At 68.3% G+C, this 13,494-nt stretch carries 13 protein-coding genes; 11 read left to right on the top strand and 2 right to left on the bottom strand.

The genetic code is table 11. The features are described from left to right. The first annotated feature begins 8 nt into the window (after window positions 1–8). The 5 genes from lysA to prfA all read left to right on the top strand — a co-directional run bounded on the left by lysA (window position 9) and on the right by prfA (window position 7,066). On the top strand, window positions 9–1,469 hold the full coding sequence (gene lysA / locus ABVF28_RS03855) for a diaminopimelate decarboxylase (protein WP_258068172.1): 1,461 nt from the start codon (window positions 9–11) through the stop codon (window positions 1,467–1,469). Between the two features lie 13 nt (window positions 1,470–1,482). Further along, a complete protein-coding gene (locus ABVF28_RS03850; RefSeq protein WP_104312156.1) occupies window positions 1,483–2,829 on the top strand; it encodes a homoserine dehydrogenase in 1,347 nt (448 codons plus the stop codon). Window positions 2,830–2,925: 96 nt separating this feature from the next. Next, window positions 2,926–3,876, top strand: a complete 951-nt coding sequence (thrB, locus tag ABVF28_RS03845) for a homoserine kinase (RefSeq protein ID WP_104312155.1) — start codon at window positions 2,926–2,928, stop codon at window positions 3,874–3,876. Window positions 3,877–4,019: 143 nt separating this feature from the next. After that, window positions 4,020–5,966: a transcription termination factor Rho gene (rho, locus tag ABVF28_RS03840; RefSeq protein ID WP_371029537.1), complete on the top strand. Its 1,947-nt coding sequence runs from the start codon at window positions 4,020–4,022 to the stop codon at window positions 5,964–5,966. Window positions 5,967–5,983: 17 nt separating this feature from the next. After that, window positions 5,984–7,066: a peptide chain release factor 1 gene (prfA, locus tag ABVF28_RS03835; RefSeq protein ID WP_104312601.1), complete on the top strand. Its 1,083-nt coding sequence runs from the start codon at window positions 5,984–5,986 to the stop codon at window positions 7,064–7,066. Window positions 7,067–7,151: 85 nt separating this feature from the next. On the opposite strand, the gene cysE is transcribed toward prfA, so the two are convergent. Together cysE and cysK are read right to left on the bottom strand one after the other, a co-directional pair. Further along, window positions 7,152–7,748, bottom strand: coding sequence for a serine O-acetyltransferase (cysE, locus tag ABVF28_RS03830; RefSeq protein ID WP_371029571.1), 597 nt, complete (start codon window positions 7,746–7,748; stop codon window positions 7,152–7,154). A gap of 9 nt (window positions 7,749–7,757) precedes the next feature. Then, window positions 7,758–8,693: a cysteine synthase A gene (gene cysK / locus ABVF28_RS03825; RefSeq protein ID WP_244295926.1), complete on the bottom strand. Its 936-nt coding sequence runs from the start codon at window positions 8,691–8,693 to the stop codon at window positions 7,758–7,760. A gap of 134 nt (window positions 8,694–8,827) precedes the next feature. Here cysK and prmC point away from each other — a divergent pair, with 134 nt between their 5' ends. The 6 genes from prmC to atpE all read left to right on the top strand — a co-directional run bounded on the left by prmC (window position 8,828) and on the right by atpE (window position 13,493). Further along, window positions 8,828–9,736 (top strand): peptide chain release factor N(5)-glutamine methyltransferase, encoded by a 909-nt coding sequence (gene prmC, locus ABVF28_RS03820; RefSeq protein ID WP_179556539.1) that lies wholly within the window; start codon window positions 8,828–8,830, stop codon window positions 9,734–9,736. Between the two features lie 6 nt (window positions 9,737–9,742). Continuing rightward, complete coding sequence (locus ABVF28_RS03815; protein WP_104312152.1) at window positions 9,743–10,552, top strand: L-threonylcarbamoyladenylate synthase; 810 nt, start codon at window positions 9,743–9,745, stop codon at window positions 10,550–10,552. Between the two features lies 1 nt (window position 10,553). After that, window positions 10,554–11,765 (top strand): MraY family glycosyltransferase, encoded by a 1,212-nt coding sequence (locus ABVF28_RS03810; RefSeq protein ID WP_104312151.1) that lies wholly within the window; start codon window positions 10,554–10,556, stop codon window positions 11,763–11,765. Beyond that, window positions 11,762–12,202, top strand: coding sequence for a hypothetical protein (locus tag ABVF28_RS03805; protein ID WP_104312150.1), 441 nt, complete (start codon window positions 11,762–11,764; stop codon window positions 12,200–12,202). Before ABVF28_RS03810 ends, ABVF28_RS03805 begins: the two co-directional genes overlap by 4 nt. Before the next feature lie 174 nt (window positions 12,203–12,376). Further along, complete coding sequence (gene atpB / locus ABVF28_RS03800; RefSeq protein ID WP_104312599.1) at window positions 12,377–13,204, top strand: F0F1 ATP synthase subunit A; 828 nt, start codon at window positions 12,377–12,379, stop codon at window positions 13,202–13,204. A gap of 58 nt (window positions 13,205–13,262) precedes the next feature. After that, window positions 13,263–13,493 (top strand): ATP synthase F0 subunit C, encoded by a 231-nt coding sequence (gene atpE / locus ABVF28_RS03795; RefSeq protein WP_104241494.1) that lies wholly within the window; start codon window positions 13,263–13,265, stop codon window positions 13,491–13,493. Window position 13,494: the final 1 nt, after the last annotated feature.

The following is a 13,494-nucleotide window of genomic DNA, read 5'->3' as shown; positions in this document are numbered from 1 at the left end:
ATGCTCTGGTGCCTGAAGCTCTCCGCGAACCACAAGCTGTCCACCTGACCGGAGCGAACCCGCTCGCCCCTGCTGCCCTCGAGGTGCCGAGTGACCTGAACGAGCTCGACGCCCACGTCTGGTCGAGGAATGCGAACCGCGCCGAAGACGGCGCGGTCTCCATTGCGGGTGCGGATGTCCGCGCGCTCGCAGAGCAGTTCGGCACCCCGCTCTACATCGTCGACGAGTCGGATGCGCGAGCGAGGGCAAGCGAGACCGTCGCGGCCTTCACCGACGCCTTCGCGCCACTCGGGGTCTCGGCCAAGGTCTACTACGCGGGCAAGGCGTTTCTGAGCGCCGAGGTCGTGAGGTGGATGCTCGAGGCTGGATGCGCGATCGACGTGTGCAGCGAGGGGGAGCTGGCGCTGGCGCTGGCGGCCGGCGCGCCGCCCGCGCTGATCGGCTTCCACGGGAACAACAAGTCGAACCGAGAGATCGGCCTCGCCGTCGCCGCCGGGATCGGCGGGATCGTGCTGGACAGCACCCAGGAGCTCGATCGCGTCGCCGCGGCCGCTGCCGCCGCGGGGGTCAGGCAGCCCGTGCGCGTCCGCGTCAACTCCGGGGTGCACGCCTCCACGCACGAGTTCCTCGCCACGAGTCGCGAAGACCAGAAGTTCGGCATCCCGCTCGATGAGGTGGAGGCGTTCGTCGCGCGTATCCGGGAGCACCACTCGCTCGAGTTCCTCGGGTTGCACTCGCACATCGGTTCGCAGATCTTCGACGCGGACGGGTTCGGCGAGGCGGCGGACCGCCTCGTCGCCGTGCACGCGCGCCTGCTCGCCGGAGGGCCGGTGCCCGAGCTGAACCTCGGCGGCGGGTACGGCATCGCCTACCTGCCGCGCGAGACGCCGACCGACATCCGCACGATGGCCGCCCACATCGCCTCCCACGTGGCGGACGCCTGCTCGCGGCTGGGCATCGCCGTCCCGAACATGGCGTTCGAGCCGGGCCGCACCATCATCGGGCCGGCCGGCACGGCGCTCTACGAGGTGGGCACGACGAAGAACGTCCGCGTCCCACTCGACGCCGGGGGCAGCGCCGACCGCCTCTACGTCTCCGTGGACGGCGGCATGAGCGACAACGTCAGGGCCGCGCTCTACGAGGCCGAATACAGCGTCCGCCTCGCGTCGCGGGCGTCCGCTGCCGGGCCAGCGCTCGTTCGTGTCGTTGGAAAACACTGCGAATCCGGCGACATCGTCGTTCTGGCAGACTATCTCCCGAGCGATGTCGCCCCCGGCGACCTCGTCGCCGTGCCAGCGACCGGCGCGTACTGCTGGTCGCTCTCGAGCAACTACAACATGATCGGCCGACCGGCCGTCGTCGCGGTTCGCGACGGCGAGACGCGCACGCTGATCCGTGCCGAGACCGTGACCGATCTGCTTGCCAGAGACGCGGGACTCGCAGCTGCCGTGACCGATGAGCGCCCGTAACCGAGGAGAACCGATGAACCAGAACCGACCCATCCGTGTCGCCCTGCTTGGCGCGGGATCCGTCGGCTCGCAGGTCGCCCGCATCCTGCTCGAGAACGCCGAGGAACTCGCTGCCAGGGTGGGGGCCCCGCTGCTGCTCACCGGCATCGCGGTGCGCAACGTCGACGCGAAGCGCGACGTCGACCTGCCCAAGGAGCTGTTCACCGACGACGCCGAACGCCTCATCCTGGGCTCGGACATCGTCATCGAGCTCATGGGCGGCATCGACCCGGCGAAGCACCTCATCTCCCTGGCGCTGTCCACGGGCGCCGACGTCGTCACCGCGAACAAGGCGCTCGTCGCGGCGCATGGGCCCGAGCTGTTCGACCAGGCGCGCCGGGTCGGCGCGCAGCTCACGTACGAGGCCGCCGTGGCGGGCGCCATCCCGATCATCCGCCCGCTGCGCGACAGCCTCGCCGGCGACAGGGTCGAGCGCATCCTGGGCATCGTGAACGGCACGACCAACTTCATCCTCGACCGGATGCACACCAGGGGCGACTCCCTGGAGGAGGCCCTGCGCATCGCGACGGAACTCGGCTACGCCGAAGCAGACCCGACGGCCGACATCGGCGGCTACGACGCGCAGCAGAAGGCGGCCATCCTGGCGTCCATCGCCTTCCACACCGAGGTGCCCGTCGAGCTCGTGCACCGTGAGGGCATCACAGAGATCACCATCGAGCAGATCGAGCGAGCGAAGGCGGCTGGCTTCGTGGTCAAGCTGCTCGCGATCTGCGAGCGCGTGACGGGCTCCGACGGCGTCGAGGGCATCTCGGCGCGCGTCTACCCGGCGCTCGTCGACGAACAGCACCCGCTCGCCTCGGTGCACGGCGGGAACAACGCCGTCTTCGTGCAGGCGCAGGCCGCCGGCGACCTCATGTTCTACGGTGCTGGCGCCGGGGGAGTGGAGACCGCCTCGGCGGTCCTCGGTGACCTCGTCTCCTCCGCCAGGCGCCGCGTCAACGGCGGACCCGGCCTGGGTGAGTCGACGCACGCGGACCTGCCGGTACTCGAGGTCGGCGAGATCACGACCCGCTACCAGATCATCCTCGAAGTGCACGACCGTCCCGGTGTGCTCGCGGAGATCGCGAAGGTCTTCAGCGACTTCGGCGTCTCGGTCTCGACGCTCGAGCAGCGCAGCGCCGGTGGTCAGGATGGCTCGCCCGCGGGCCACTCCGCAGACTCAGCCGAGGGCGGGGCGACCCTCGTCATCGGCACGCACGCCGCAACCGAACGAGCCCTCTCGGCCCTCGCCGAGGCCCTGGCCGCTCACGAGGCATCGCGTCGCGTCACGGGGGTTCTCCGTGTCGAGGGCGCGCTCTAGCGCACGGCCCACCGGCGCCACCGACCACGACGCACCGCCCGTGGTGTCCGTCGAATTCACTCACATCGCAACAGTCCTCTGCCTAGGAGTCGCAGCATGAAGCAGGTCGAACAGGCGCGTCGCGTCGAAGTCAAGGTCCCCGCGACGAGCGCCAACCTCGGACCGGGCTTCGACACGCTCGGTCTCGCGCTTGCCGTCTACGACACGCTCGTCGTCGAGAGCGCGCCGGCTGGCGTCCTCGAGATCGACGTGGAAGGCGTCGGTTCCGAGAGCGTGCCACGCGACGCCTCGCACCTCGTCGTCCAGTCGATCGAGCACACGCTCACCGGCCTCGGCTACGAGCTGCCCGGGCTGCGCATCCACGCCGTCAACACGATCCCGCACGGGCGCGGCATGGGGTCCTCTGGCGCCGCGATCGTCTCCGGCGTCATGGCAGCAGCCGCGCTCGTCTCCAACGAGGTGGAGCTCGACGCGGACACGCTCCTGCGATTCGCGACCGAGCTCGAAGGTCACCCGGACAACGTCGCGCCGTGCCTCTTCGGTGGTCTGACGATCGCCTGGGTCGGAGAGAACGGGCCCCGCTCGAAGCAGCTGCTCGTGCATCGCGGCGTCTCGCCGATCGTCCTGATCCCGACCGAGACGATGTCCACCAAGCTCGCCCGCAGCCTCCAGCCCGAGAGCGTCCCGCACGCCGACGCGATCTTCAACCTCTCCCGCTCCGCCCTGCTCGTCGCCGCACTCGTCCAGAGCCCGGAGCTGCTCTTCGAAGCGACGGAAGACCGCCTCCACCAGAGCTACCGCGCATCCGCCATGCCCTTCACGAGCGGCCTCGTCGCCGAGCTGCGGGCCGCAGGATTGCCCGCAGTCGTCTCCGGCGCGGGCCCGAGCGTGCTCGTGCTGTGCGAGAGCCCCGAGCAGCGCCTCCGCGCCGCGGCGGTCGCGGAGGCCAACACGCAGACCGAGTGGAACGCCATCATGCCTGCCGTTGATTTCCTCGGTGCTACAGTGGAGGTGCTGTCGGGCGACGCGGCCACACTCTCGGTGTAGGCACAGCGCGACAGCTTCAACTCTCCGAGCAGCGGAGTACGCACCCCCCTCGATTTCTGTCGATGTGGTTCAGAGTGCGTGAGAAGTCCCGCTCGCTCGATCTGAACACCGCAGAACGCGGTAGAGGTAAGGACTCACAGCAGATGACTGACACGACACCCACTGCGGAGCAGGAAGCTCCGCTCACTTCCATGAAGGTCGCGGACCTCCAGGCGCTTGCCGCCGGTCTGCAGATCCGTGGCGCTCGGAGCTTGCGCAAGGGCGCGCTCATCGACGCCATCGAGGCGGCACGCGCAAGCGCCGCTCCCGAGGCGCCGGCCGTCGAAGCCGACGTGGCATCGCTCGAAGCTGACGTCGTCGAGACGGATACCGCACCGGTCGAGGCCGCTACGGCGCCCGAGGCGGAAACCCAGGCCGAGTCGGCGCCTCTCACCGATGAGGAAGCGCCCGTCGTCATCGATGACTCCGCAGCTCAGGAAGCGACCGCACCGGCCGCGCCCGCGGCTCCGGAGCTGTCGCTCGACGACCTCGTCCTCCCTCCCGCACGCGGCGAGGCCTCGGAGCAGGACGACGCACGCGACGAGGACCAGGGACGCGCAGGCCAGCGGAAGCGTGGCCGCGGCCGCGGCCGTCGTGGTCGCACCAACGACACCGAGCAGAGCACCACCGACAACGCGGAACTCGCCGCCAAGCAGGACGAGCCGGCCACGGAGTCCAACGGCGACGCGCAGGATGACGAGCAGCAGGGCGGGCGCCGTCAGCGCGGACGCTCGCGCGGACGCGGCGGAGACCAGGCGCAGGGGCGCGCGGAAGGCCAGCAGGCACAGGACACGCCCGCTGACGACGAGACGGACGAGCAGCGTCGTGGCCGTGGCGGTCGCTACCGCGACCGCAAGCGCGGACGCGGGGGAGCGGAGGACACCGAGCCCGAGATCGCAGCGGACGACGTGCTCCTCCCCATCGCGGGCATCCTCGACGTGCTCGACAACTACGCCTTCGTGCGCACGAGCGGCTACCTGCCAGGCCCGAACGACGTCTACGTGTCGCTCGCGCAGGTCAAGAAGTACCAGCTGCGCAAGGGCGACGCCGTCGTCGGCGCCATCCGCCAGCCGCGCGAGGGCGAGAACCAGCACGGCCGCCAGAAGTTCAACGCCATCGTGCGCTTCGACGCGATCAACGGCCAGTCGCCGGAAGAGCCGCGCCAGCGCCCCGACTTCGACTCGCTGACCGCGCTGTACCCGCAGGAGCGACTGCGCCTCGAGACGAGCGAGGACCGCGTCGCCACTCGCCTCATGGACCTCTTCGCCCCCATCGGCAAGGGGACCCGCGGCCTCATCGTCGCACCGCCGAAGTCGGGCAAGTCCATCGTGCTCGAGCAGGTCGCCGCCGCAGTTGCGAAGAACAGCCCCGACGTGCACCTCATGGTCGTCCTCATCGACGAGCGTCCGGAAGAGGTGACGCACATGCAGCGCACCATCCAGGGCGAGGTCGTCGCGGCCACGTTCGACCTCCCCGCCGACGACCAGACCACCGTCGCGGAGCTCGCCATCGAGCGGGCGAAGCGCCTCGTCGAGCTCGGCCACGACGTGGTCGTGCTGCTCGACGGCGTGACCCAGCTGTGCCGCGCCTACAACCTCGCGGCTCCCGCATCCGGTCGCATCCTGCCTGGTGGCGTGGACGCCTCCGCGCTGACCCCGGTTCGCCGCTTCTTCGGCTCAGCCAAGAACGTTGAGAACGGCGGCTCGCTCACGATCCTCGCCACGGCCATGATCGGCACCGGCTCCAAGACGGAAGACACGATCCTCGAGTCGTTCGCCGGCACGGGCAACATGGAGCTGCGCCTGTCCCGCGACATCGCCGACAAGCGCGTCTTCCCCGCCATCGACATCTCGCACTCCCAGACGCTCCGCGAGGAGCAGCTGCTCACGCAGCAGGAGGTCGAGGCGACCTGGAGCATCCGCCGAGCCCTCACAGGCGGCGACCCGCTCCTGCTGCTCGAGGCCGTGCTCGCCCGCGTCGCAGGCACGAGCACCAACGCGGAGTTCCTCGCCTCTGTCGCGAAGCAGCCCATCCGCGCCGCCAAGGCATAGTCATGGCCAGACACGAGATGGCCGACTCCGTTCGGCAGCTTCGAGCCGAGCACGAGGACCTGCAAGAGCAGCTGGCCGACCCTGAGCTGCACGCCAACCCGGCGCGCGCGAAGAAGGTCAACCGTCGGTATGCCCAGCTCGCGCAGATCCTCGCGGCGGACGCCTCCCGCGCCGAGCTCGAGGACGACCTCGAGGCCGCCAGGGAACTCGCCAAGGAGGACCAGTCGTTCGCCGAGGAAGTCCCCGTGCTGGAGGAGAACCTGCGTGTCGCGCAGGAGAAGCTGCGGCGACTCCTCATCCCGCGCGACCCCGACGACGGACGTGACGTGATCATGGAGATCAAGGGCGGTGAAGGCGGCGAGGAATCGGCGCTCTTCGCAGCCGACCTCCTCCGCATGTACTCGCACTACGCGGAGCAGCGCGGCTGGAAGACCGAGATGATCTCCTCGACGGAGAGCGACCTCGGGGGCTTCAAGGACGTGCAGGTCGCGATCAAGGGCAATGCCAACGACCCGGCGCTCGGCGTCTGGGCGAGCCTCAAGTACGAGGGTGGCGTGCATCGCGTGCAGAGGGTCCCCGCGACCGAGTCGCAGGGACGCATCCACACGTCGACCACTGGCGTCCTCGTGTTCCCTGAGGTCGACGAGCCGGAGGAGATCGAGGTCAGCCCCAACGACCTCAAGATCGACGTCTTCCGCTCGTCCGGCCCCGGCGGCCAGTCGGTCAACACGACCGACTCTGCCGTGCGCATCACGCACATCCCCACGGGAATCGTGGTGTCGATGCAGAACGAGAAGAGCCAGATCCAGAACCGCGCAGCCGGCATGCGCGTGCTGCTGGCGAGGCTCCTCGCCCACCAGCAGGAGCAGATCGCGGCAGCGGAGTCGGAGGCGCGATCCGGGCAGATCCGCACGATGGACCGTTCGGAGCGCATCCGCACGTACAACTTCCCGGAGAACCGCATCGCGGACCACCGCACCGGGTACAAGGCGTACAACCTCGACCACGTCATGAACGGAGCCCTCGGGCCCGTCATCCAGTCGGCGATCGCCGCCGACGAGGAGGCACGTCTCGCGGCCCTCTCCGGCAGCGACGACTGAGGTCGACGCTCACATCGCACCGAAACGGCGGCCAGCACTGCTGGCCGCCGTTTCGCTGTCCCGGGGCTGGGACCCTTGAGATCTTTTAGATCTCGTAGTACCCGACGAGGTCCTGTTCGGCGGGAGTGCGCTGACGGACGCGAGCTGGCACACCCGTGAGCACCGAGTTCGCGGGTGCGTCCCGCGTGACCACGGCGTTCGCACCGATCCGCGAGTCGTCGCCGATCGTGATGTTGCCGAGCAGCTTCGCCCCGGCGCCGATGAGCACCCGGCTGCCCACGGTGGGGTGCCGCTTCACGCGGTGGCCGGAGGTGCCGCCCAGGGTGACCCCGTGGTAGATGAGCACGTCGTCTCCGACGACCGCGGTCTCGCCGATGACGATGCCCATGCCGTGGTCGATGACGACCCGGCGACCGATCTGCGCGCCCGGGTGGATCTCGACGCCCGTCGCGAAGCGATTGAACTGCGAGAGCGTGCGTGCGAGCAGCTTCGTGTCAGCGCGCTTCCACAGTCGGTGGGCGATCCGGTGCAGCCAGAGCGCGTGCATGCCCGAGTAGTTGATCACGATCTCGGCCTTGGAACGGGCCGCCGGATCGTTCTTCCGGGTCGCCGCGATGTCCTCCCTGACGCGACGCCAAACGCCGACACCTTGGGGTGCCGGCGTTCGACGTGGTGTTGCCAGTGCCACTCGCTAGTCGCGGAGGTCGTCGAAGAGCACCGTCGAGAGGTAGCGCTCGCCGGTGTCGCAGATGATCACCACGATGTTCTTCCCGGCATTCTCGGGACGCTTCGCGATCTCGAGAGCCGCCCAGAGGTTCGCTCCGCTCGAGATGCCGCTGAAGATGCCCTCGGTCGAGGTCAGGGCGCGGGAGACGCGGATGCTGTCCTCGAGCGTCGCGTCGAGGACCTCGTCGATGACATCGCGGTCGAGCACGTCTGGCACGAAGTTGGCGCCGAGGCCCTGGATCTTGTGGGGGCCGGCCTTGCCCTCGGTGAGGAGCGGCGAGTCCTTCGGCTCGACGGCGACGATCTTGACCTCGGGCTTGCGCTCCTTGAGCACCTGTCCGACGCCGGAGATCGTTCCGCCCGTGCCGACGCCCGCGACGAAGATGTCGATCTCGCCGTCGGTGTCTGCCCAGATCTCCTCGGCAGTGGTCTCGCGGTGGATCTGGACGTTCGCCTCGTTCTCGAACTGGCGAGCGAGGATCGCGCCCGGCGTCTCGTCGACGATCTGCTTGGCGCGGGCGACGGCGCCACGCATGCCCTCGGGGCCGGGCGTGAGGACGAGCTCGGCGCCGAACGCCTTGAGCAGCTGTCGGCGTTCGATCGACATGGTCTCGGGCATGGCGAGGATGACGCGGTAGCCGCGAGACGCGCCGAGCATCGCGAGCGCGATGCCGGTGTTGCCCGAGGTGCCCTCGACGATGGTGCCACCCGGCTGCAGCTCGCCACTCTGCTCAGCTGCGCGGATGATGCCGAGCCCGAGGCGGTCCTTCACCGACGACCCGGGCCCGAAGAACTCGAGCTTGGCGAAGATGTTCGCGCCGGTCTCGTTGATGCGACCGAGCTTGACGAGCGGGGTGCGGCCGACGACCTCGGTGATGTCGTTGTAGATCTTTCCAGTCACTTCGTGCCCTTCTGGGATGCTGTGTGAACTTCGTGGGTGTCGCTGGCAGCGTTCGCCCGCGTCAATCGTCCCAATCATCTCGCGCGCGAGTGCTGTGCATGACGCTGCGAGTCAATGTGCGGGAGACTCTCTCCATGATCTTGCACGTAGACGCGCAGAGAAAGCTGGTTCGCGAACAGCTGAAGGCGGCCGGCATCGCCGAGAGCAGCGTCGAAGCGGACCTGCTGCTCGCGGGTGTGCTCGGCATCTCACGTGGCGAGGTGCAGATGCGCTCGCTGCTCGGCCGAGAGCTGTCGGAGCAGGAAGCACTGGAGGTGAGTGCTGCGGCGGCGAGGCGAGCCCGTCGCGAGCCCCTCCAGCATGTGCTCGGCGTGGCGCCCTTCCTCGACATGGAGCTCGCCGTCGGCCCGGGGGTCTTCATCCCGCGGCCCGAGACCGAATCGCTCGTGACCGCCGCGGTGTCCCTGCTCGGCCAGGATTCGAACGGCACCGACCTGGCGGGCATCGATGTCGGCTCCGGGAGCGGGGCGGTGGCGCTCGGCGTCGCCCGGACGCACGGTCGCATCCGCATGACGGCGATCGAGCGTTCGAGTGCCGCCTGGCCCTGGCTGCGCGCGAACGTCGAGGCGTTCGGCGGCGGGCAGGTGAACGCGTTCTTCGGAGATGCCGCGCGCGCCTTCTCGGCGGTGCCGCCCGGATCGCTTGATCTCGTCGTCTCCAACCCGCCGTACGTGCCCGCCGCGAATCGGCCGGAGAGCCGCGAGGTCTGGCGACACGACCCCGAGGATGCGCTCTACTCCGGAGCCGACGGCCTCGACTTCATCCGGGAGCTCGCGACCTGGTCGTCCGCTTCGCTCGCTCGGGGCGGCGTGCTCATCGTCGAGCACGAGGACTCCCAGGGGGCGGAGATCAGACAGATCTTCGCCGACGCCGGCTTCATCGACGCCACCACCGGTCAGGACCTCACCGGCAGGGACCGCATCACATCCGCCGTGCTCTCCGCGTCGGGCCAGGGTGGAAGCGGCCAGCCGACTATCATGTGACGAAGAATGGGACAGATCTACGCCACCACAGACTCACTCGACCTCCTGGCAGCGGTCCGCGCGGCACGCACGGCCATCGCGAGCGGCGAGGTCATCGTCATGCCGACCGACACGGTCTACGGCATCGCGGCCGATGCCTTCTCGGCATCTGCCGTCCAGCGTCTGCTGGACGCCAAGGGGCGCACACGCGCGACCCCGCCGCCGGTGCTCGTGGCGAACCACGAGACGCTCGACGCGCTCGCCGAGAACGTCCCCGCGCTCGCGCGGCAGCTCTTCGAGCGCTTCGCGCCGGGCCCCCTCACCGTCATCCTGCAGGCCAGGGGCTCGCTGCAGTGGGACCTCGGCGAGACGAACGGAACGGTCGCCCTGCGCATCCCCGACAGCCGCCTCGCACGCGAGCTGCTCAAGGAGACCGGACCGCTCGCCGTCTCGAGCGCCAACAAGCACGGCGAGCCCGCGGCGACGACGGCGCAGGAGGCGCTTGATGCCCTCGGCGAGGTCGTCGGTGTGTTCCTCGACGGTGGCCCGGCAGGAGGCGAGCCCTCCACGATCGTCGATGCGACCCCGCTGACGCGCGGTGAACCCGCGCGCATCGTCCGACAGGGAGCGCTTTCACGCGAGCTCATCGAAGAGGTGCTCGGAGACAAGCTCGCGCCGGTCGATGCCCCGGCGGCGGAACCGGCAGTCGAAGCGGAACCGGCAACCGTGCCGGAGCCGGCAGGAGAAACGCAGCCGGCAGTCGTCGCTGCGAACCCGGAGCAGGTGGCCAGCGCACCCGAGGCGCAGCCGAAGCCGTCGACGGGGCACGAGTCCTAGCGTGCGGATCTACCTCGCCCTCGTGGTCGGCACGGCGCTCGTCACGCTTGTGCTCGTCTACGTGGTCTGGCGACTCGCGATGCGCTACAAGTGGTACCCGCCTGTCCGCGACAGGGACGTCCACACGACACCCAAGCCGAGACTCGGCGGCGTCGCGATGTTCGTCGGCATGCTGCTCGCGCTCGCCGCGGCCTCGCAGATCCCGTTCTTCTCACTCGTCTTCGAACAGCCGGGACGGGTATGGGCTCTCGTCGGCGCCGCGTCCCTCATCGTGCTGATCGGCGTCATCGACGACTTCATCGACCTCGATTGGATGACGAAGCTCGCAGGCCAGATCCTCGCCGCCATCCTTCTCGCCTGGCAGGGCGTCGCGATCACCTCGCTCCCGATCGGGGGCATCACGGTCGGCTCCCAGTGGATGTCGATCGCCATCACGGTGCTCGCCGTCGTCCTGGTGATGAACGCCGTCAACTTCATCGACGGGCTCGACGGGCTCGTGGCCGGAGTCGCGATCATCGCGAACGGCGTGTTCCTCGTCTACAGCTACGTGCTCAGCGAGTTCGCGGGGCAGACGGGGCGCTTCACGATGGGTGCGCTGCTCTCGGCGATCGTGATCGGCATCTGCCTCGGCTTCCTGGTTCTCAACTGGTACCCGTCGAAGATGTTCATGGGGGATGGGGGAGCGCTGCTCGTAGGGCTCCTCATGGCCGCCAGCGCTGTCGCGGTCACGGGCGAAGTCGACCCGCAGACGATCAGCCGCACGGAGCTCTGGCCCGCCTTCCTGCCCATGATCATCCCGTTCGCGGTGCTGATCGTGCCGCTGCTCGACTTCTCCCTCGCAGTGTTCCGACGGATGCGCGCGGGCAAATCGCCTTTCACCGCCGACAGGAAGCACCTCCACCACCGCCTGCTCGACATGGGTCACTCCCAGCGCTGGGCGGTCGTGGTCTTCTACTCCTGGACGGCTGTCGTCTCGGTGGGGGCGCTCATGGCGTTCGCCGCCGATCTGATCTCGATCCCCATCGGCCTCGTCATCGGCTTCGTCGTCGTCGGCTTCGTGCTCTGCACGCTCGTGACGATCGCGCCGCTCAGCCGGCGCAAGTCGAGGGAGCGCCACGCGCAGAAGGCTCCGGGCGAGAACGCCCACGACGAGCTCGCCGATGCACACGCCTCGCTGCTCAAGGCAGCACCAGAATCCGGAATGGACGCATGAACTCCTCTACGACCCCCACCTCCGTGCCCATCTTCAAGAGCATCCTGAAGTGGTCCGTCGTGGTCGCCATCGCGGTCGCCGTCATCGGCGGCGCCGCTGGCTTCTTCGCGGTCGGGATCAACGGCCTGTGGAGCGCGCTCTTCGCCGCGGCCATCACGCTGCTCTTCACGGGTATCACGGTCGTCTCCGTCATCCTGGCTTCGCACCTCGATCAGATCTTCTTCATGGCGACCATCCTCGGCGCCTGGATCCTCAAGTTCATCGTGTTCCTCGGCGCGCTCTTCCTCATCAGGGACCTGCCGATCGTCCACCTCTTCACCCTCTGGCTGTGTCTCGTCGTGGCTGTCATCGCGACGGTCATCGTGGACGTCGTCTGCGTCGTGCGCGGGCGGATGGGCAACGTCAGCGACGTGCGCCTGCCCGGCGACGACAAATAGTAGAAAAGTTGGCTCTGGAGGCCCGAACTGCACTCCTGCCTGGGGATTTCTTGATAGGCTGATCCAGGTGCGCCGAGAAGGGGTCCTTCTCGTGTGCTCACCCGCCCGAACTCATCGAAGCGCAGCAAAGACAGCTGCGCCCCGAGACAGGAGAGTGCTCTGTTCGCCTCAGCCCTGAATCTGCCAGTTTTCATCGCTGCCGCGGAGGACAACAGCATCTTCCACCCGCCGTCGCTTGACCACGAGTTCTTCCTCGAGGCAGTGGCGTTCGCCGGCACCCCCTTCGAGCTGAACCGCATCATCCTCGTGCGGCTCTTCGCGATCGCGATCCTCCTGCTCCTCTTCTGGCTTGCACTGCGCAGCCCGAAGGTCATCCCGGGCAAGGGACAGTCGCTCGCTGAGATCGCCATCGGCTTCGTGAAGTCGCAGATCGCGGACGGCATCCTCGGAGAGAAGCTCGGCCATAAGTACCTGCCGCTGCTCTCCGCCATGTTCTTCGGCATCTTCGCGATGAACATCACCGGCATCATCCCCGGCCTGAACATCGCCGGAACCGCGCTCATCGGCATGCCGCTCGTGCTGGCCGTCGTCTCGTACATCGCCTTCATCTACGCGGGCTTCCGCGAGGCCGGGCCCGGAACGTTCTTCAAGAACGCGCTCTTCCCGAGCGGTGTGCCGTGGCCGATGTACATCCTCCTGACGCCGATCGAGTTCATCAACATCTTCATCGTGCGCCCCGTGTCGCTCGCCCTGCGACTCTTCCTCAACATGATGGTCGGCCACCTCCTGCTCGTCCTGACGTTCAGCGCGACGAACTTCTTCGTCATCCAGTACTCGATGAACGGCCCAGGCGGCCCCCTCGACATGCTGTTCGGCATCCCCACGCTCCTTGGCGGCTTCGTCATGACGCTCGTCGAGATCCTCGCGTCGGTCCTCCAGGCCTTCGTATTCACCCTCCTGACCGCGGTCTTCATCCAGCAGGCCGCCGCCAAGAGCCACTAAGACCCACCTGACTCACGCGAAGCAACCTGCTTCACCACCCATACGGAAGGAAACCCCTGTGGAAACCACCACGCTCGCCGAGATCTCCGGCAACATCGCTACCGTCGGCTACGGCCTCTCTGCAATCGGCCCCGGCATCGGCATCGGTATCGTCGCCGGCAAGACCGTCGAGGCCATGGCACGTCAGCCCGAGATGGCTGGCCGCCTCCAGGTCACCATGTTCCTCGGTATCGCCTTCACCGAGCTGCTCGCCTTCATCGGCGTCGCAACGTTCTTCATCTTCCAGTAAG

The sequence above is a fragment of the Pseudoclavibacter sp. JSM 162008 genome (assembly GCF_041366455.1).
Taxonomy (GTDB): Bacteria; Actinomycetota; Actinomycetes; order Actinomycetales; family Microbacteriaceae; genus Pseudoclavibacter.
This window is presented reverse-complemented; position numbering and strand designations above follow the sequence as displayed.

What these genes read in the sequence shown, in the direction of transcription:
- ABVF28_RS03850 (WP_104312156.1), top strand. Translation starts at nt 1,483, where the DNA reads ATGAACCAGAACCGACCCATCCGTGTCGCCCTGCTTGGCGCGGGATCC.
- rho (WP_371029537.1), top strand. Translation starts at nt 4,020, where the DNA reads ATGACTGACACGACACCCACTGCGGAGCAGGAAGCTCCGCTCACTTCC.
- ABVF28_RS03805 (WP_104312150.1), top strand. Translation starts at nt 11,762, where the DNA reads ATGAACTCCTCTACGACCCCCACCTCCGTGCCCATCTTCAAGAGCATC.
- prfA (WP_104312601.1), top strand. Translation starts at nt 5,984, where the DNA reads ATGGCCGACTCCGTTCGGCAGCTTCGAGCCGAGCACGAGGACCTGCAA.
- prmC (WP_179556539.1), top strand. Translation starts at nt 8,828, where the DNA reads ATGATCTTGCACGTAGACGCGCAGAGAAAGCTGGTTCGCGAACAGCTG.
- thrB (WP_104312155.1), top strand. Translation starts at nt 2,926, where the DNA reads ATGAAGCAGGTCGAACAGGCGCGTCGCGTCGAAGTCAAGGTCCCCGCG.
- ABVF28_RS03815 (WP_104312152.1), top strand. Translation starts at nt 9,743, where the DNA reads ATGGGACAGATCTACGCCACCACAGACTCACTCGACCTCCTGGCAGCG.